At 59.3% G+C, this 19,163-nt stretch carries 19 protein-coding genes and 1 pseudogene; 14 read left to right on the top strand and 6 right to left on the bottom strand.

Annotated features, from left to right (window positions below; translation table 11 throughout):
* Positions 1-159 precede the first annotated feature (159 nt).
* Genes ACR0B5_RS11910 through selD form a run of 7 tightly spaced genes read left to right on the top strand, consistent with a single transcriptional unit; the run spans position 160 to position 8,243 of the window.
* Positions 160-3,030 (top strand): monovalent cation/H+ antiporter subunit A, encoded by a 2,871-nt coding sequence (locus ACR0B5_RS11910; RefSeq protein ID WP_480540612.1) that lies wholly within the window; start codon positions 160-162, stop codon positions 3,028-3,030.
* Positions 3,030-3,389 (top strand): Na+/H+ antiporter subunit C, encoded by a 360-nt coding sequence (locus ACR0B5_RS11905; protein WP_170374216.1) that lies wholly within the window; start codon positions 3,030-3,032, stop codon positions 3,387-3,389. The genes ACR0B5_RS11910 and ACR0B5_RS11905 overlap by 1 nt, the downstream gene beginning before the upstream one ends.
* Positions 3,386-4,921, top strand: coding sequence for a monovalent cation/H+ antiporter subunit D (locus ACR0B5_RS11900; RefSeq protein ID WP_480540610.1), 1,536 nt, complete (start codon positions 3,386-3,388; stop codon positions 4,919-4,921). The genes ACR0B5_RS11905 and ACR0B5_RS11900 overlap by 4 nt, the downstream gene beginning before the upstream one ends.
* Positions 4,921-5,418 (top strand): Na+/H+ antiporter subunit E, encoded by a 498-nt coding sequence (locus ACR0B5_RS11895; protein ID WP_170467657.1) that lies wholly within the window; start codon positions 4,921-4,923, stop codon positions 5,416-5,418. The genes ACR0B5_RS11900 and ACR0B5_RS11895 overlap by 1 nt, the downstream gene beginning before the upstream one ends.
* Positions 5,415-5,684, top strand: a complete 270-nt coding sequence (locus ACR0B5_RS11890) for a K+/H+ antiporter subunit F (RefSeq protein ID WP_152457439.1) — start codon at positions 5,415-5,417, stop codon at positions 5,682-5,684. The genes ACR0B5_RS11895 and ACR0B5_RS11890 overlap by 4 nt, the downstream gene beginning before the upstream one ends.
* A gap of 7 nt (positions 5,685-5,691) precedes the next feature.
* Positions 5,692-6,078: a Na+/H+ antiporter subunit G gene (locus ACR0B5_RS11885; protein WP_480540608.1), complete on the top strand. Its 387-nt coding sequence runs from the start codon at positions 5,692-5,694 to the stop codon at positions 6,076-6,078.
* A 5-nt stretch (positions 6,079-6,083) separates the two neighbouring features.
* Complete coding sequence (gene selD / locus ACR0B5_RS11880) at positions 6,084-8,243, top strand: selenide, water dikinase SelD (protein ID WP_480540606.1); 2,160 nt, start codon at positions 6,084-6,086, stop codon at positions 8,241-8,243.
* On the opposite strand, the gene mnmH is transcribed toward selD, so the two are convergent.
* From mnmH to ACR0B5_RS11865, 3 genes are all read right to left on the bottom strand, one after another.
* Complete coding sequence (gene mnmH / locus ACR0B5_RS11875; protein ID WP_480540604.1) at positions 8,234-9,286, bottom strand: tRNA 2-selenouridine(34) synthase MnmH; 1,053 nt, start codon at positions 9,284-9,286, stop codon at positions 8,234-8,236. The two genes, selD and mnmH, sit on opposite strands and share 10 nt — an antisense overlap.
* A 47-nt stretch (positions 9,287-9,333) precedes the next feature.
* A complete protein-coding gene (locus ACR0B5_RS11870; protein ID WP_170688996.1) occupies positions 9,334-9,999 on the bottom strand; it encodes an SOS response-associated peptidase in 666 nt (221 codons plus the stop codon).
* 88 nt (positions 10,000-10,087) lie between these two features.
* A complete protein-coding gene (locus ACR0B5_RS11865; protein WP_480540602.1) occupies positions 10,088-11,671 on the bottom strand; it encodes a bifunctional metallophosphatase/5'-nucleotidase in 1,584 nt (527 codons plus the stop codon).
* A 108-nt stretch (positions 11,672-11,779) separates the two neighbouring features.
* On the opposite strand from ACR0B5_RS11865, the gene ACR0B5_RS11860 reads away from it, so the two are divergent.
* The 4 genes and pseudogenes from ACR0B5_RS11860 (at position 11,780) to arsC (ending at position 13,939) form a co-directional block, all read left to right on the top strand.
* Entirely contained in the window at positions 11,780-12,118 is a 339-nt protein-coding gene (locus ACR0B5_RS11860; protein ID WP_480540600.1) for a DUF952 domain-containing protein, read from the top strand.
* Positions 12,115-12,546, top strand: a pseudogene (locus ACR0B5_RS11855) (DUF1330 domain-containing protein). Before ACR0B5_RS11860 ends, ACR0B5_RS11855 begins: the two are co-directional and overlap by 4 nt.
* Positions 12,543-13,601 carry a quinone-dependent dihydroorotate dehydrogenase gene (locus ACR0B5_RS11850; RefSeq protein ID WP_480540598.1) on the top strand — a complete coding sequence of 353 codons (1,059 nt, stop codon included), beginning with the start codon at positions 12,543-12,545 and terminating at the stop codon, positions 13,599-13,601. Before ACR0B5_RS11855 ends, ACR0B5_RS11850 begins: the two are co-directional and overlap by 4 nt.
* Positions 13,598-13,939 carry an arsenate reductase (glutaredoxin) gene (gene arsC, locus ACR0B5_RS11845; RefSeq protein ID WP_480541022.1) on the top strand — a complete coding sequence of 114 codons (342 nt, stop codon included), beginning with the start codon at positions 13,598-13,600 and terminating at the stop codon, positions 13,937-13,939. Before ACR0B5_RS11850 ends, arsC begins: the two co-directional genes overlap by 4 nt.
* Here arsC and ACR0B5_RS11840 read toward each other — a convergent pair.
* The 3 genes from ACR0B5_RS11840 to ACR0B5_RS11830 are packed head-to-tail and all read right to left on the bottom strand — an operon-like array spanning position 13,936 to position 16,198.
* Positions 13,936-15,252, bottom strand: a complete 1,317-nt coding sequence (locus tag ACR0B5_RS11840) for an MATE family efflux transporter (protein ID WP_480540596.1) — start codon at positions 15,250-15,252, stop codon at positions 13,936-13,938. The two genes, arsC and ACR0B5_RS11840, sit on opposite strands and share 4 nt — an antisense overlap.
* A gap of 2 nt (positions 15,253-15,254) precedes the next feature.
* A complete protein-coding gene (locus tag ACR0B5_RS11835; protein WP_170374239.1) occupies positions 15,255-15,773 on the bottom strand; it encodes a PaaI family thioesterase in 519 nt (172 codons plus the stop codon).
* Between the two features lie 5 nt (positions 15,774-15,778).
* Positions 15,779-16,198: a PaaI family thioesterase gene (locus ACR0B5_RS11830; protein WP_170374241.1), complete on the bottom strand. Its 420-nt coding sequence runs from the start codon at positions 16,196-16,198 to the stop codon at positions 15,779-15,781.
* 111 nt (positions 16,199-16,309) lie between these two features.
* Here ACR0B5_RS11830 and ACR0B5_RS11825 point away from each other — a divergent pair, with 111 nt between their 5' ends.
* From ACR0B5_RS11825 to ACR0B5_RS11815, 3 genes are all read left to right on the top strand, one after another.
* Positions 16,310-16,678 (top strand): MerR family transcriptional regulator, encoded by a 369-nt coding sequence (locus ACR0B5_RS11825; RefSeq protein ID WP_480540594.1) that lies wholly within the window; start codon positions 16,310-16,312, stop codon positions 16,676-16,678.
* A gap of 255 nt (positions 16,679-16,933) precedes the next feature.
* Complete coding sequence (locus ACR0B5_RS11820) at positions 16,934-17,335, top strand: MerR family transcriptional regulator (RefSeq protein WP_170465668.1); 402 nt, start codon at positions 16,934-16,936, stop codon at positions 17,333-17,335.
* A 45-nt stretch (positions 17,336-17,380) separates the two neighbouring features.
* Entirely contained in the window at positions 17,381-19,162 is a 1,782-nt protein-coding gene (locus ACR0B5_RS11815; RefSeq protein WP_480540592.1) for an acyl-CoA dehydrogenase C-terminal domain-containing protein, read from the top strand.
* Position 19,163 lies beyond the last annotated feature (1 nt).

Raw genomic sequence — 19,163 nt, 5'->3', positions numbered from 1 at the left:
GGAATTCCGGCAGCGGGATCAAGTTCGCGTCATTATCACGCAGAAAGATAGGTTCGGTATACACCTTTTAACATCCGTCAAAACCTTGCAATTTTTGGGCAATCATTAAATTATCCTACAAAATCTGTCATATTGACCGCCCAGACCGGAGTATCGCACTTGTCCCTATTCCTCATCGCGGCCCTTCCCTTCCTCGGAGCTGTTTTCCCAGCCCTCCTGATACGGGCGGGACGAAATGCAGCCGCCTCGGCCGCAGGGTTGACCACTTTCCTCGCCTTGATGGGGTTGCTGATCCATATCCCCAGCGTGATGCGCGGCGATGTCGTGACAGCGCGGTTCGACTGGATACCGGGGCTGGGGCTGAACGCGAATTTCATGTTGGACGGGCTTGGTTTTCTATTTGCCCTGCTGATCCTCGGCATTGGCCTGTTGATCATCCTCTATGCGCGGTTCTACCTGTCGCGCGAAGACCCGATGGGGCAGTTCTACACCTATCTATTGCTGTTTCAGGGCGCGATGGTTGGGATTGTTCTGTCCGATAACATCCTGCTTTTGCTCATTTTCTGGGAGCTGACCTCGCTCAGTTCATTCCTGCTGATCGGCTATTGGAAACACCTGCCCGAAGGCCGACAAGGCGCCCGCATGGCACTGGCCGTTACCGGAGGCGGTGGCTTGGCGATGATTGCCGGGATGCTGATTTTGGGAAATATCGTCGGGTCCTATGACCTCAGCGTGATTTTGCAGAACAAAGAGCTGATCCAGGCCTCGCCGTACTACCTGCCAGCGTTGATCCTGATCCTGTTGGGCTGTTTCACCAAATCGGCGCAGTTCCCGTTCCATTTCTGGCTACCTCACGCCATGGCCGCCCCAACGCCGGTTTCCGCCTATCTGCACTCGGCCACCATGGTGAAGGCCGGTTTGTTCCTGATGGCGCGGATGTGGCCGGTTCTCGCGGGGACGGAGGCGTGGTTCTATATCGTTGCAACAACCGGGTTGGTGACCATGCTGCTGGGCGCCGTGATCGCGCTGTTCAAGGACGATCTGAAAGCTCTGCTGGCATTCTCAACCGTGTCGCATCTGGGTTTGATCACAATGCTGCTGGGCTTTGGCACCAAGTTTGCAGCCGTGGCCGCGGTGTTCCACATCATCAACCACGCGACGTTCAAAGCCGCGCTGTTCATGACCGCAGGCATTGTAGACCACGAAACCGGAACGCGCGATGTCAAACGGCTGGGCGGCTTGCGTCATCTGATGCCGATCACCTTCACCATTGGCACCATCGCAGCTTTGTCCATGGCTGGTCTGCCTCCGCTGAACGGTTTTTTGTCAAAAGAGATGATGCTGGAGGAAACCGTCCACACAACTTGGCTGAACTCTCACTATCTCGTTCCGGGTCTCGCCCTGCTGGCGGCGCTGTTCTCGGCAGCCTATTCCTTCCGTTTTGTCAGCCATGTCTTCCTTGGACCAAAGCGTGAGGATTACCCGGCCCATCCGCATGACCCTCCGGTTGGGCTGTGGTTGGCACCCGCGTTTATGGTCGTTCTGGTCGTGCTGATCGGCCTTTACTCGACGGCCATCGTCGGCCCGTTGGTAGCTGTCGTATCCAGCGCCGTAATCGGGGGCGAAAAGCTGCCCTATTATTCGCTGAAACTGTGGCACGGCTTTACGCCTGCGCTGTATATGTCCGTTGTCGCGACGTTGGGCGGTCTGTTCCTGATGTCGCAACACAAACGCGCGCAGCAGCTTTGGAACACCCTGCCCCGGCCTGAGGCCAAAGTGATCTTTGAGGCCATTATCAATGCGTTTACGCGGCTCAGCCAATGGATCACAGATGAGCTGCACAATGGTGTCCTCAGCCGGTATGCGATCATCTTTGTCGCCTTTACCGTCGGCCTTGGCTACTACGCCTATTCCACCGGGACGATCGGAGTTGAAACCCGCGTGCCGCTGCCTGCGCAGATCATTCCGATCGTTGGCTGGATCTGTCTGGTGGGCGCAACGCTGGGCATCATGTGGTTCCACCGTAACCGCCTGTTGTCGCTGGTTCTGATTGGTGTTGTCGGGCTGATCGTTTCGGTTGCGTTCAACTACCTCTCGGCTCCGGATCTGGCACTGACGCAGATCTCAGTCGAGGTGGTGACGATGATCCTGTTGCTGCTGTCGCTGAATTTCCTGCCGACCGAGACCCCATGGGACAGTACCGCCGCGCGGCGTTGGCGGGATGCCGCGATCTCGGTCGTGGCCGGGATTGGGACAGGTGCTCTGGTCTATGCGATCATGCTGCGTGATTTCGCCTTCCCGACGATTTCCGAATTCCACCTTGCCAACTCGTACAAAGGTGGTGGCGGCACCAACGTGGTAAACGTCATCCTCGTGGATTTCAGGGGCTTTGATACCTTTGGCGAGATCATCGTTCTGGGCATCGCGGCGCTGATCATCTTTGCCCTGACCGAAGCGGTCCTGAGCAGCAATGTCCGGGGCTACCTGCTGAATCGCAAGCCGCATTGGCCGCAATCGGGCGACTCCCATCCGTTGATGATGGTGGTCGTGACCCGCGTGATGATGCCAATTGCCCTGATGGTGGGTGCCTACATCTTCTTCCGTGGCCACAACCAGCCCGGAGGCGGCTTTATCGCCGGCCTGATCGTCGCCATCGCCTATCTGATGCAGTACATGGCCAGCGGCTACACCTGGGCGATCGAACGGCAAAGGTTCTACTATCACGGCACCATCGGCTGGGGTGTGCTGATCGCCGCCGCTACCGGTCTCGGCGCCTGGTTCAATGAACGTCCCTTCCTCACCAGCGACTTCGGCTACATCAACTGGCCACCGCTGGAAGAGTTCGAATGGGCCACCGCAATGTTGTTCGACACCGGTGTCTTCCTCGCTGTTCTGGGCGCGGTGATGCTGGCGCTGGATAGCCTGTCCCGCTTTGCATGGCAGCCGGGCATGGCACAGGAGTTCCCGATGGATATCAACCCGCTGCGGGACGCTCCGCCGGAAGAAGAACAAGAGAAGGAGCAGGCCTGATGGAAGCGCTCGTTGCCTCTGCCGTAGGTATTCTGACCGCCGCCGGGATTTTCCTGATCCTGCGTCGTCGAACATTCCCGGTCATTCTTGGCCTGTCGCTGATCACCTATGCGGTGAACGTGTTCCTGTTCGCAACCGGACGTCTGGCGCTGAATTCGCCTGCCGTTCTGAACAAATACGAAGACGTCCCTTATACCGATCCGCTGCCGCAGGCGCTGGTGCTGACGGCCATCGTGATCTCGTTTGGGATGACGGCGGTGATCGTGATGATCTCGCTCTCGGCGTATCTGTCCTCGAAGGATGACCATATCGACATGAGCCCGCATGACAGCGTGGACGCGCCGGGAGAAGACGCATGAACCATTGGATCGTTGCGCCGATCGTTCTTCCTGCGATCCTGGCCCCATTCATCATCATGGTCCTGCGCTATCACCTCGACCTGCAGCGCATTTTCTCAGTCGCGGGGGTTGTTGCGCTGCTGGGCATTGCCCTGACCATCACCGCGCAGGCTGCGGGAGGCGACATTCAGGTCTATGAACTGGGCAACTGGCCCGCCCCCTTCGGGATTGTCATGGTGCTGGACCGGCTATCAGCCATGATGGTTCTGCTGACGGCCTTACTGGCCCTGCCCATTGTGCTCTACGCCATCGGCTCGGGTTGGGACGAGCGTGGCAAGCATTTTCACGCCCTGTTTCATTTCCAGCTTATGGGCGTGTGCGGGGCCTTCCTCACCGGAGACGCCTTCAACCTCTTTGTGTTCTTCGAGGTCCTGCTGATCGCCTCCTACGGTCTGATGACCCATGGCGGCGGAGCGGTCAGGCTGAAGGCCGGCGTGCAATACGTGGCCTATAACCTGCTGGGATCGACCCTGTTCCTGTTTGCCCTGGGTACGCTTTATGGTGTGACCGGTACGCTCAACATGGCCGATATCGCCCTGCGCGTGGCCGAGATACCGCCTGAGGATACCGCGTTACTGCGGGTTGGTGCTGTGTTGCTGTTGTTGGTGTTCTGTATCAAGGCCGCCGTTCTACCGTTGCATTTCTGGCTACCGGCCAGCTACGCCAACGCTCCCCTACCCGTGGCGGCCTTGTTCGCGATCATGACTAAGGTTGGGGCGTATTCAATCATCCGGATGTACACTCTGGCCTTCGGACCCGAGGTTGAAGCGACGCAAGGGCTGGTTGGCAATTGGCTGCAACCTGCCGCGCTACTTACGCTTGCCGTCGGAGCTATCGGCATCCTCGGCTCGCAACATATCGCGCGAATGGTCGCCTTTTGTGCTATCGCCTCGATGGGTACGCTGCTGATTGCCATTTCGCTGTTCACGCCGGATGCCAGTGCAGCCGCGCTTTACTATGTGTTCCACTCGACGCTTGCGACGGCCCTGTTGTTCCTCGTCGCTGATCTGGTGATGGAACGCCGCGGTGGGGCCATCTCGCCCACGAGGCCAATGGCGCAGACTGGATTGATCTCAGCGCTGTTCTTCGTCGGAGCGATTGCGATGGCCGGGATGCCTCCGCTGTCCGGCTTTATCGGCAAGCTGCTGGTTCTGGATGCGGCCCGGGATGCACCTGACGCAACCTCGGTCTGGGCGGTCATCCTGATCGGGTCCTTTGTCACTATCGTTGGTCTGGCACGGGCCGGCACGTTGATCTTTTGGAAAAGCCACGACGCGGACCATAACCCTAAGCCCGAAGAGGAAGACGCCGAGCCTCAACCCGCCCCTGAACCACACCCAGGACTGGCATTTACAGCGGTCTTCGGTCTGGTCGGCGGTCTGATCCTGCTGACCTTGTTTGCAGGCCCCGCGCTCGAATACACCAGCAAAACCGCCGAGCAACTGTTCACACCCGAAGACTACATCTCGGCCGTATTGGGAGAGGCAGAATGATCAAGCTGCTACACCGCATATTCCCACACCCTCACCTGAGCTTTCTGCTGACACTGGTCTGGGTTCTCCTTGCCAATAACGGGTCGTTAAACTCGCTCGTTTTTGGTTTGATTCTCGGGATCATCATTCCCTTTATCACCCAACCCTACTGGCCAGATCGCCCCAAACTGCGCAACTGGCCCATGGTAGCGGAGTACATCCTGGTAGTGCTCTGGGACATCGTTATCGCAAATATCACTGTCGCCCGGATCATCCTGTTCAAACGCGACGACGCCCGACAGCCCAACTGGATCTGCGTCCCGCTTGAACTGCGTACGCCCGAGGCAATCACCGTACTGGCCGGGACAATCACGATGACGCCCGGTACGGTCAGCTGCGATCTGTCAGCCCAAGGCCACAACCTGCTGGTCCATTGCCTGGACGCGCCTGACCCCGAGGCTGTGCGCGACCAGATCAAACAGCGCTACGAACGCCGCCTGAAGGAGATTTTCGAATGATTGATTATGCGATCTACTTCGCCTTCGCCTGCTTCGGAGCCGCAATCATGATGTGCCTGTGGCGGATCATCACCGCCGATGGTGTCGGCACCCGCGTTCTGGCGCTGGACACGATGGTGATCAACACCATCGCGCTTATGATCCTGTACGGGCTGGATCAAGGCACCGAGATATTCTTCGAGGCTGCCATGATCATCGCCATGCTGGGTTTTGTTTCAACCGTAGCCTATGCGCGCTTCATGCTGCGCGGCAACATTATCGAGTGAGGGCGACATGACATTTCTCGTCGAATTGCTGATTGCCGCCTTCCTGATCATGTCGGGTATGTTCGGCTTCGTTGGATCGTTTGGGATGATCAAACTGAAAGACCCGATGTCGCGCCTGCACGCGCCGACCAAAGCGACAACGCTGGGTGTCGGCGGCGTTCTATTGGCCTCGATCGCACATTCCGTGCTGCTTGAGGGCAAGCTATCGATGCATGAGCTGCTGATCACGCTGTTTTTGTTTCTGACGGCCCCGATCACGGCCCTGTTCATTGCCAAATGGCACATTCATCGTCATGAAAAGCCGCAGGATCTGCCGGATGCGGGCGAGGATGAGCTTTGGGCCACCCACGCGGTCGAGCAGGTTGAAGACGTCCCTGATCACAGCGCGAACTGAGCCAGATGCATAACCCTCCGCTGCCCCTGACCCGTGATCTGGTTTTGATTGGCGGAGGTCACACCCATGCTTTGCTGCTGCGCAAATGGGGCATGAACCCTCTGCCCGGTGCGCGCGTAACGGTGATCAACCCCGGCCCGACTGCGCCCTATTCAGGGATGCTGCCCGGTTTTGTCGCCGGTCACTACTCCCGCTCTGATCTGGACATTGATTTGGTCCGTCTGGCCCGTTTCGCGGGCGCACGGGTCATTCTGGACGCGGTTGAGGGGATCGACACTGACCAGCGCCATGTGCATGTGCCGGGACGGCCTCCGGTGGCATTCGATGTCGCCTCGGTCAACGTCGGGATCACCTCGGACATGCCCGCCCTGCCAGGTTTTGCAGACCATGCCGTTCCGGCCAAACCCTTGGGCGCCTTTGCCGCGTGCTGGTCTGCATATCTGGACAGCACCGGCCCTGCCTCGGTGGCCGTGATAGGCGGAGGCGCCGCTGGGGTCGAGCTGGCGATGGCCATGGCCCATGCACTGAAAACCAAAGGCAGACCCGCGCGGATCACGCTGATCGACAATGCCTCGGCCCTGACAGCGACCGGCCCCAAAGCCGCAGCGACGATCCGCAAGGTGATGGCCGGTCTTGGCATCGACGTGCTCGAAGGAGTTTCGATCAAAGAGATCACCGCAGATCATGTCGCACTGGACGATGGCCGCCAGATCCCTGCCGAGTTTGTGACCGGCGCTGCGGGGGCGAGACCCTATAGCTGGATCCAGCACACCGGGCTGGACCTGCACGAGGGTTTCATCCGCGTGAACGGCCAGCTGCAATCCAGCGACCCCGCCGTCTTCGCCGCCGGAGACTGCGCCCACCTGACCGAGAATCCGCGCCCCAAGGCGGGCGTCTACGCGGTGCGCGAGGCTCCGGTGTTGTTCAACAACCTGCGCGCGGCCCTGGGGACCGGGACCATGCAGCGATATGTGCCGCAAAAGGACTATCTCAAGCTGATCTCATTGGGTGGAAAGTCCGCATTGGCCGAACGTCTGGGCACGTCGTTCAGCGGTGCTCTGATGTGGCGTTGGAAGGACCATATCGACCAGAGCTTCATGAACAAGTTCCGCGATCTCCCTGCCATGGGGACCCCCGCCCTCCCGCGCGCGCATGCTGCCGGTATGGCCGAAACCCTTGGTGACAAACCAATGTGCGGCGGCTGTGGGGCGAAACTCGGTCGCGGCGCTCTGCGTGGCGCACTGTCAGCGCTGCCCGAACCATTGCGTCAAGATGTGACAGCGCTGCCCGGAGACGACGCCGCGCTGTTGACAATTGGGACAGCGCGGCAGGTCATGACCACGGACCACCTGCGCAGTGTCACCGATGACCCGGTCCTGATGACCCGTATCGCCGCCGTCCATGCACTGGGGGACATTTGGGCGATGGGCGCAGAGCCGCAGGCCGCAACGGCCACTCTCATCCTGCCGCACATGTCCTCTGACCTGCAGGAGCGAACGCTTTCCGAGATCATGCACACTGCCAGCGACGTCATGCAAGACGCCGGAGCCGAGATCGTCGGCGGCCACAGCTCAATGGGCGATGAGATGACGATTGGCTTCACGGTGACCGGACTATGCGCGAAAGACCCAATCACTCTGGCGGGCGGCAGGACCGGCGATGCGCTGATCTTGACCAAACCCATCGGCAGCGGCGTTTTGATGGCTGCCGAAATGGCCGGACGGGCCGAAGGCGCAACGGTCGCGCAAGCCTATGAGATGATGACCCAACCGCAAGGCACAGCGTCGCGCATTCTGGCAGAGGCCCATGCGATGACCGACGTCACAGGGTTCGGCTTGGCCGGGCATTTGAACGGGCTGTGCGAGGCATCAAATTGCGGCGCTGTGCTTGAACTTGAGGCGGTCCCCGTGATGCCCGGAGCCGCGGAGCTGAGCGACGCAGGCATCCAATCGACCCTTTTCGCAGATAACCGCTCCATTGCGCCTGAACTGCCCATAGACGGCAAAGCCGCGCTGTTGTTCGACCCACAAACAGCGGGCGGGCTGCTGGCTGCGGTAGCGCCTGAAATAGCCGACAAACTGCTACAGGATCTGCAAGCGGCGGGTTACCCGGCTGCGCGGATCGGGCATTTGACCGAAACTCCGGGGTTGAACCTTCAAAGCTGATCCAGCGTGTTTTTGATGCGATCCGCCGCGCCCTTCAGGCCATTATCATCCAACTGCGCGATCTCGATCCGCGCCAAAGTCTTTGCCGGGTGTTGACGCTGGGATTTGGCGTAGGCCGGATCATAGTGCTGCTCCATCAGCGCACGGGTCAGAGCCTCATTGTCGCCCGACGACATGAGGTTCAACCACCCGTCCACGACCTCATGCCCGCGATGAGATCGCAGTGGAGACAAACGATCCCGAAGACGCTCGGTATCCGACAGGATATCGTCATAGGCCTGGGTCAGGTAAGCCGACCGGGCGGACAAAGGCGCGTCGATATGAATACGAGGCGCGGCGCACATCGCTGTCCAGACGCTGGGCGGCAGGATGCGATCGCCTATTTTCGACGACTCCGCCTCGACCACCACAGGGCGAGATGGGTCTAGGGCGCAAAAGGTGGCAGACAGAGCAGATTCGAAGGCTTTCTGACTGGGCTGCCCACCTGGCCTTTCGCCAAGCAGCGAGCCGCGATGGTTGGCTAGCCTCTCCAAATCAACCACTTGCACGCCGCGTTGATCCAGATGGTGCAACAACTCAGTCTTGGCGGTGCCAGTGTAGCCATCCAGCGCGATCAGTTGGAAGGGCAGCGGCTGGTCGTACAGGTAGGCCTTCACTAGCCGGCGATAGGTCCGATAACCTCCATCGACGACATCCGCCTGCCAGCCAATCTGCTGCAACGTCCATGTAAACGAGCCCGAGCGTTGCCCGCCGCGCCAGCAATAAACCAAGGGCCGCCAGTTCCCCTCATGATGGCTGAGGCGATGTTCGATATGGTTCGCTGCATTGCGAAACACCAGCGCCGCCCCTAGCTTTCGCGCCAGAAAAGGGCTTTTCTGTTTGTAAATCGTGCCGACCCGCGCGCGCTCTTCATTGTCCAGAACCGGCAGATTGATCGCCCCCGGCAGGTGGTCTTCGGCGAACTCTGCCGGGCTGCGGACGTCGATAACTGTATCGAACCCGTGCGCGTAGAGCTGCGGTAATTCTGTGAATTTCAGTGCCATACCAAGCGCACATCTCTTAGTCGCAAGTAAATGGAACGCATCTGCAGCTAGTCCTCGATGACTTCAATCAGGTCCGGGCCAGACGCCCGATTGGAGTTAACGGCGGGGTCGACACGATGAAACTCCAGCACATCTTCAGCGCCGGGTTGCATCAAACGCGCGGCACCTTTGCCTGCTTCTCCCAACCAAAGCGGCCAATCGTCGGATTCTAAGATTAATGGCATCCGATGGTGAATGGTCGACAGGTTCTGGTTCGCCTGGGTCGTCACGATGGCACAGGTGGATTGCCGTGCCTCTTCCGGCCCCCAATCCTGCCAAACTCCCGCAAAGGCGATGGGCGCACCGTCCTTGCGGTGGATGTACCACGGCAGGCGCGTGCCCTGCTGGGTCTTGGTCCATTCATAGAACCCTGTTGCCACGATCAGGCAGCGCCGCGATCGGCAGGCGTCGCGAAAAGCGGGTTTTTCAGCCAGTGTCTCGGCTCGTGCGTTGATCAACAAGGGGCCTGCATTTTCGGCCTTGTACCAATGGGGCAGAAAGCCCCAGCGCAGCGCATCCAAGCGACGGCCAGCATCTCCTGCACGAACGACGTGCACCTGATTGGTCGGGCAAACGTTATAGTTGGGCACGTCGGGCAAGGCATTGGCAGGGCGCGCGGCAAACAGCTGCGCCATCGCGTCATTGGGCAAAGTGATTGCAAACCGTCCGCACATCAGTCCGTTGTCCAATCCCGGATCATCGCGGGATGCGATTTCAGCCAAAAGAAAAAGCCGCACCCAAACGGGCACGGCTTTTCAGGTCTTACTTCTGCTTGATGCGACCATCCAGATAAGGCTGGTACGGCGCGTTTTCGGCCAGGTATTCCGCCGTCACATCCGCCAGATCCGGGCCGAAATCATAGGCATTCTTGTCGTCGCCTTCGAAGACGCTGTAGCCGTCACCGCCATTGCGCACGTAGTTATTGGTCACCACCAGATACATGGCCGAGGGATCAATCGGAACAAAACCGTCACCATCGGCGACCATCACCTCGGTGATGCGCCCTTCATTCGGGGCGGCTGAGGGGTCCCATGTAAAGGTCAGGCCTGCCACCTGCGGGAACCGGCCTTTGACCTCTTCAACCTGGCTCACGCCATTTTCCAGCGCGTCGATCACGCCCTGCCCGGTGATCTCAAAGGTCGACAGGGTGTTCTGGAACGGCAGGACCGTCAGCACTTCGCCCATGGTGACCTCGCCTTCGTCGATCGAGGCACGCAGACCACCCGCATTCGCAATCGCGATCTGAGCGCCCTGATCCGCAACGCGGGCCAGCATGGCATCTGCAACCAGATTGCCCATCTCGCACTCCTGCACACGGCAGACATCACGCGAGCCTTCAATTGTAGCAGCTGAACTGGCGACAACGCGGCCCTTCATCTCTTCAATCGGGGCGCCCATTTCTGCGACACGGGCCGCGATGCCCTCGTCCGGTGTGACGGAGGCATCCAACAGAATCGGCTCACCTTCTGCCGAAATCAGATTGCCGTCATCATCAAAGGTCAGGGTGATCTCGCCGAGGTATTTCGAATAGGCGTAGGCCTGAACCACCGGAACATCGCCCACCATCACCGGGTACGCACCTGCCGCGTCCTCATCCGTGTTGGACAGCAGAGTGTGCGAGTGTCCACCGACAACCAGATCAAGGCCGGGCACCTGTTCGGCGATCTTAATATCCTGAGCCAGACCGACGTGGTTCAGCGCGATGATGATGTCCACACCTTCGGCTTCCAAAGCGGCCACATCGGCCTTCAGGCTTTCGACCTCGTCTTGGAAAATGACGTCCTTGCCCGGGCTGGACGTGTCCACCGTATCGGTGGCCAGGGCCGAGATGATGCCGATCTTCTGGCCACCCACCTCAAGCACCACGTGGTTTTGCACCTTGTCCTTCAGCTCAGCCGAAGACGACAGGTCCAGATTGCCAGAGATCACGGGAAAGCTGACCGCATCGATAAAGGCCGCAAGACCTTCCGGCCCGTCATCGAATTCGTGGTTGCCGACGGCCATCACGTCATAACCGATCGCTTCCATGAACTCGGCCTCGGCGGCACCTTTGTAGGTCGTGTAGAACAACGAGCCCTGAAACGGATCGCCCGCATCCAGCAAAAGTACATTCTCATCCGCCAGTTCGGCGCGCTTGGCGTCAACGGCTGTTTTCAGACGCGCCACACCGCCAAAACACTTCCCTTCGGCTTCATCTTCAGCATCGCAAGTGGAATCGTATTTGTTGATCGACTCGATCCGGCTGTGAATGTCGTTGGTGTGCAGAATGGTCAGCTTGTAGTCGGCAGCAGCGATGCCTGCACTCAGGCCGAGGATCGCGACCGACGTCAAAAGGCGGCTTACCATGTTGAAACTCCCTGTCATTGTTTTTCGGGATCGTGCGCTGATGCGGCGGAAGAGTCAAAGGGGGAAATCCGGCTTGATTCCACGGGCTATGCGGGGCATCAGACCCTCATGCTGATCTACAAGATATTCCGGGCCGAGGAATGGGCCGCGTTGCAGGCAAATGGCGCAACTGATGGCGCGCCAATTGATATCGCTGACGGGTTCGTCCATTTTTCGACAGCCGAACAGGCGGCGGAAACCGCAGCCAAACATTTTGCTGGCGTCGAAGGTCTGACATTGCTTGGCTGCGACGCTGACGCCATGGGCGACGACCTGAAATGGGAAGTGTCGCGTGGTGGGGCGTTGTTTCCGCATCTCTACCGCCAAATCCGGCTCAGCGACGTGGTCTGGGCTCGCCCCCTGCCCTTCGATGGCCAAACCCACCAGTTCCCGAGCGAGATGATATGACCGCCTACATTGATCCCGACCGCGAACAGTTCGAAGCCTTCAAGGCATTGGATCGGGATCAACCCATCGAGATGCTGAACCTTGTAAGGTTTCGCACCAAGGCCGACTACCCGGTGGGCCACGCCTTGGCGGATCAGGGTCTGACAGGCGCCGCAGCCTATCGCCACTACGGGACTGAGACCGCTCCGATTATCGCCAGGATCGGGGCGTCGATCCTGTGGCGTGGGGCGTTTCAGACCACATTGATCGGACCGCAGGACGAGGCTTAGGATGAAGTGTTCATTGCCCGATATCCCACAGCCCATGCGTTTCTTGAGATGGTAACAGACCCGATTTACCGGTCTGCGGTGGTTCACCGTCAGGCCGCCGTGGCAACCTCTCGCCTGATCCGCTGCGGCACCGCGCAAGGAGGCGCGTCTTTCGGATGAAACTGACCGAGAAACTGGGCCTCGCCGCCCTGCACCGTATGGACCCTGAAACGGCCCATGGTCTGTCGATCAAGGCCTTGCAGGCCGGCCTTGCCCCAACGCCCGGACCGGTGACGTCATCACGTCTACAGACCGAACTCGCAGGGCTGCGCCTGCCCAACCCCGTAGGCCTCGCCGCCGGGTTCGACAAGAACGGAGAGGTTCTGGCCCCTCTTTCCCGCGCAGGGTTTGGGTTCATCGAGGTCGGAGCGGTGACCCCGCGCCCGCAACCCGGCAACCCGAAACCCCGCCTGTTCCGCCTGACCGAGGACAAAGCCGCCATCAACCGTTTCGGCTTCAATAATGAAGGTATGGCGGTGATGGCCGAACGGCTGGCCAAACGTCCCAAGGATGCGGTGATCGGCCTGAACCTCGGAGCCAACAAGGATAGCGATGACCGGCCCGGTGATTTTGCCAAAGTGCTGGCCCATTGCGCGGCGCATCTGGATTTCGCGACGGTCAATGTCTCTTCCCCCAACACCGAAAAGCTGCGCGATCTTCAGGGCAAGGCGGCCCTTGGCGCTTTGTTGAGTGGTGTGATCGAGACGCGGGACGCTCTGCCGCGCCCTCTGCCCATTTTCCTGAAAATCGCGCCTGACCTGACCGAGGATGAATTGCAGGACATCGCCGAAGTGGCCTCGGAAACGGGCGTAGATGCGGTCATCGCCACCAACACAACCCTGTCGCGCGACGGGCTGCTTAGCGCGCACAAGGACGAAAAAGGCGGCCTGTCCGGTGCGCCACTGTTTGAGAAATCCACCCGCGTTTTGGCCCGGTTGAGCCAGCTGACCGATGGCAAAATCCCTCTGATCGGTGTGGGCGGTGTCAGCTCGGCAGAACAGGCTTATGCCAAGATCTGTGCAGGCGCGTCGGCGGTACAGTTTTACACCGCGATGGTCTATGGCGGCCTGTCCCTGGCTGCCGATATCGCGCAGGGTCTGGATACGCTTCTTGCCCGCGATGGGTTTGACACCGTGGCTCAGGCTGTGGGCAGCAAGCGAGAGGATTGGCTGTGATCGAATATTGGCACAACCCGCGTTGTTCAAAATCCCGCATGGGGTTGGCTTTGCTGGAAGAGCGCGGTGCAGAGATCGAGGTTCGCAAGTACCTTGAGAACGCCCCCTCGGTCGACGAATTGCGCGCCGCGCAATCCCTGCTGGACCTGCCTGCCATCGAGATGATGCGCACTGGTGAGAAGCGGTTCAAGGAGCTGGGCCTTTCAAAGGAAGCGCCGGATGCGGAGCTGATCCAAGCCATGGCGGAGAACCCGATCCTGATCGAACGTCCTCTGGCCATCTCGGGCGGCAAAGCCGCAATTGGCCGCCCACCTGAAAATCTGCTCACCCTGCTCTAGGCCACCCGAGCTTCAAGCTTCGGATAGCGCCAACCCATCGTCACGCCGCGCGCAAGGTTCAGAACCATAAGCGCGGCCCAAAGGCCATGGTTGCCGAAAGCGGGTACCAGAATGAACAAAGCGACCACATAGATCGCCACCGATTGCAGCATCGCGTTGCGCATATCGCGGGTCCATGTGGCCCCGATATAGATACCGTCGAACATCCAGCTTGCGACCCCGATTATCGGGGCCAAGGCCGCCCAGAACAGGAACGTGCGTCCCGCCTCGCGTACTTCGGGAGAGGTGGACATCAGATCAATCAGCGCGGGACCTGCAAAGAAGAAAACTGCGCTGAGTAGCACCGCGCCACCGCCCCCCCACTGAGACGCCATGACCGAGGCGCGCCGCACTTGGTATCGGTCCCGTGCGCCAACCGCGCCTCCGACCAGCGCCTCGGCGGAAAAGGCGAATCCGTCCAGAGCGAAGGCGGTGATTTCAAGGAATTGAAGCAACACTTGATTGGCCGCCAGATTGACGTCTCCCAAATCGGACCCGACGAAAAGGAAGGTGGTGAACGAGCCCGTCAGCAGAACCGAGCGGATCATGATGTCTCCGTTCACCTGCACCATCCGACGCAGCCGCGTGGCATCGAAGATGCGTGGCCAGTCGCGCCAGATTTGCCCGGCAAACCCGTCCCGGCACAGCCACAGACCCAGCGCCAACCCTGTCCATTCTGCGATCAGGGTTGCAATCGCCACGCCTTCGACGCCCCAGCCCAGTCCCAGAACGAACCACAGGTCTAGCACGATGTTCAGACCGTTCATCCAGATCTGCAGCAGGAACACACCCCGTGTCCGTTCGACCGCGATCAGCCAGCCTGTGATCGCATAGAGGGCAATGGTTGCGGGCGCGCCCCAGATCCGAATCTCAAGGTACGACCGCGCGAGTGTTTCAACCTCGGGGCTGGCCGGGGATAGCCAGAACGCGCCACTGAAGATTGCGACCTGGGCAAAGATAAACACGAGGCCGGCCGCCCCGCCGAGCATCAACCCGCGAATGAGCAAGGCGCGCATCTCGGCGGTCTCTCCGGCCCCGCGTGCCTGCGCCGCAAGGCCCGTTGTGCCCATTCGAAGAAAGCCGAAAATCCAGTAGATCGCGGACAGGATCACCGCGCCCATGCCCACCGCGCCAATCGGAGCAGCCGCCCCTATCTGCCCCACAACGCCCGTATCCACGGCGCCAAGGATCGGCACAGTCGCGTTAGACAACACAATGGGAACCGCGATCTTCAGCACCCGTTTGTGAGTTATGGGTGCCGAGGCATCCTGCATGTTCAGCCCTTGTCGCGGGGCTGTTGCGGCATGAGGAAATGCCCCGTCGCCTGCGCAAAAAGCTTGGCATGGTTGTCCTGCCAGGCCTCAACCCGAACCGAGGCGTAACGCCGTCCGGCCCGGTTCACAAAGGCACGCGCATAGGCATCGCGCGGCAGACCCGAGCGCAAATAGTCGACCGTAAAGTCGATGGTTTTGGGAAAGCGGATCGATTCATCCGTAACAATGGCCTCGGCATCAATTTCACCACTTTCGATGTCCGAGAACATGTGCTCCCAACTCAGCGTTATGACGGCAGTGACCTCAAGAAACGCCGCGGTAACGCCGCCATGAAGGGCTGGAAGAAACGGGTTGCCGATCAGTTTCTCGTCAAAGTTCAGCACGCCAGTCAGTTCATCCCCGCGCCGGTCAAAACTGATATTGAGAAACCGGATATAGGGCACACCATCAACCAAAGCGCGCAAGGCGGCGTCGCGCCGTTGTTTGACAACCTGCATGGGTTCGGGACGGGAACGGGCCATATTACTTACTTCCCCTCAACCGTGAAAGACCCCGAGGCGGTCGCCACTGGCAGGTCAAGATCATCATCCATCGCCGTTGCACGCACGAAGGCCACATTTCGGGTGATGTGATAGCAATTGGCCCGCGCGGTGATGCTCTGCCCTGGCGTGGCGGCGCGCATATAGTCGATGCGCAAATCAATCGTCGCTGTTCCGCCCGGAGAAGACGGGTGGCTCATGACTGCGGCCCCGCAGCAGGTGTCCAGGATGGTCGAAATCGCGCCGCCATGGATCACGCCCGTGCGCGGATCTCCGATCAGATCCTCATTGTAAGGCATTGTTATCTCGGCTTCACCTTCCCCGATCTGGCTAAGATGAAGGCCTAGCGCGCGCGCGTGTGGAATGGCTTCGATAAACTGTCGGGCTAGCTTTGCTTTGTCGACCATGATCATATCCTGTTGTCTTGCCCCTTTATGAGCCGCCATCCGATCAAAGGGCAAGCCCACCTGTTGCGCTTGTTCGCATGACGTCCTAGGTTGCTGCCGAGGAGACCCCGAATGTCCGACAACCGTTTGTCATTCAAAGAGATGTGCGCCGAGTTCGACGTGACTCCGCGCACTCTGCGCTACTACGAATACATCGAGCTCTTGCAGCCCGACCGTGAAGGGCGATCCCGGTACTATGGCCCCAGAGAGTGTGCCCGCATGACCCTGATCATGCGCGGCCGGAAATTCGGGTTTCCTTTGGAAGAGATTCGCCAATGGCTGTTGATCTACGAAGATCAAGGCAACGAAGCGCAGATGGCGACCTTCGTGGAAATGGCAGATCGCCAGATGGAAGAGCTGCGCCAGCAGCGCACCCAGCTGGACGAGGCGATGGATGCCCTCAAGCAGCTTCGGGATCAAACGGCTAAGTCCATCAAGTAGAACACCCTGCCCTTCTGGGTTCTGGTGAGACAAAGCAATGCACCTTGGAATCGCGTCCTCAGACCAATCTGAGGGTGAATTTCCCTTGCCCCTAGGGAAAGAAAATTTCGCAAAACCCGTCATTACGCGACTGGAAGTTACGTCAACTTAGAAATGACGCAGCGTCTGGATTACGTAAACGTCACCTACATGTTGTAAAGCGTCCAGCAACTGCGCAACTCTATTCGGACGACGCCAGTGACGAGAGTATGACGAATGACCGAAGATCTGATGACCATCCGTGAAATGTGCGAGACCTATGATGTCACGCCCCGCACCTTGCGGTTCTACGAGGCGAAGGAACTTCTGTTTCCGATCCGCGAGGGTCAGAAGCGTCTGTTCACCAAACGCGACCGCGCGCGGCTAAAGCTGATTCTGCGCGGCAAGCGGTTTGGTTTCAGCCTCGAGGAGATTCGCCAGCTTCTGGACCTGTATCACGTGGGCGACCAGCAGGTGACCCAGATGTCGCGCACCTATGAAATCGCGTGCGAACGTCTGGCCGATATGGAATCGCGCCGAGAAGAGCTGACGCAGGCCATCGACGATCTGAAAGAGCAGTTGCGCTGGGGCGAGAAAGTCATCGCCTCGATGAAGACCGAAAAGAAGGCCGCCGAGTAACCTCGTCAGCCAGTCACCCGGACATATGAATTAAGGGAGCTTCACATGCCCGTCTACAACGCGCCAACAAAAGACACTCAGTTCATCCTGCATGATGTCCTGAAAATCTCGGAATCTGACATTCCGGGTTACAACGAACTAGAGGCCGAGTTCACCGGCGCCGTTCTGGAAGAAGCAGGCAAGGTCGCCACCAATGTTCTTCACCCGTTGAATGTTGTCGGCGACACCGAAGGATGCCGTTTGGAAAATGGTATCGTCTACACACCCACAGGCTTCAAAGATGCCTTCGAGCAGATGAAAGAAGGCGGCTGGACTGGCCTCGACATGCCGGAAGAGTATGGCGGCCAGAACATGCCCTACGTGATTGGTACGGCCGTGGGAGAGATGTTCTCGGGCGCGAACCAGGCGTTTACGATGTATCAGGGCCTGACCCACGGCGCGGCCTCGGCGATCTTGGCGCACGGCTCGGACGAGCAGAAAAACAAATACCTGCCGAACATGATCAGCTGCGAATGGACCGGCACCATGAACCTGACCGAGCCACATTGCGGTACCGATCTGGGTCTGATGCGCACCAAAGCAGAACCTCAGGGCGACGGCAGCTATAAAATCTCGGGCCAGAAGATCTTTATCTCGGCCGGTGATCACGACATGGCCGACAATATCATCCATCTGGTTTTGGCCAAAATCCCCGGTGGCCCAGAAGGCATCAAGGGCGTTTCGCTGTTCATCGTGCCCAAGTTCATCGTGAACGAAGACGGATCTGTGGGTGAGCGCAACGGCGTTTCGGTCGGCAAGATCGAAGAGAAGATGGGCATCCACGGCAACTCGACCTGCGTCATGAACTATGACGAGGCCACCGGTTGGCTGCTGGGTGACGAACACAAAGGCATGCGCGCCATGTTCACCATGATGAACGAAGCGCGTCTGGGTGTGGGCATGCAAGGCCTGTCGCAGGCCGAAGCTGCGTATCAGAACGCTGTTGAATACGCCAAGGATCGCCTGCAGGGCCGCGACGTAACAGGTGTGAAGAATCCGGATGGCCCTGCCGATCCGCTGATCGTTCACCCTGACATCCGCCGCAACCTGATGGACCAGAAAAGCTTCACTGAGGGCGCGCGTGCGTTCATCCTGTGGGGCGCAACTATGATCGACAAGGCGCACCGCTCGGGTGACAAGGACGCCGATGGGCTGATCTCGCTGCTGACACCGGTGATCAAGGGCTTCCTGACGGACGAAGGTTACGACATGACCGTTCAGGCTCAGCAGGTCTATGGCGGCCATGGCTACATTGAAGAATGGGGTATGTCGCAATACACCCGCGATGCCCGTATCGCCATGATCTACGAAGGCGCGAACGGCGTTCAGGCGCTGGACCTTGTCGGCCGTAAGCTGGCGCAGGACGGCGGCAAGCACGTCATGGCGTTCTTCGAAATGGTCAAAACCTTCTGCAAGGAAAACGCAGGCCAGAACGAAGCCTATGACAAAGCCTTCATCGAACCGCTGAAAGCAGCGTCCAAGGATCTGCAGGCCGCTGGCATGTACTTCATGCAGGAAGGGATGAAGAACCCGAACAATGCTCTGTCTGGTTCTTACGACTTTATGCATATGTTCGGTCATGTCTGCCTGGGCCTGATGTGGGCGCAGATGGCGAAGGCCGCGCAAGACGCGCTGGACGGTGGGGCCTCGGACAAAGAGTTCTACGAGACCAAGATCAACACCGGCCGGTTCTACATGGCACGCCGCCTGCCCGCGACTGCGATGCATCTTTCCCGCATTCAGACTGGCGCAGACACTGTGATGGTTCTGGACGCGGCGAACTTCTGAT

The organism is Ruegeria sp. AG1, assembly GCF_056541705.1.
The sequence above is the reverse complement of the archived record's forward strand: the minus strand, read 5'-3'. Positions and strand labels throughout refer to the sequence as shown.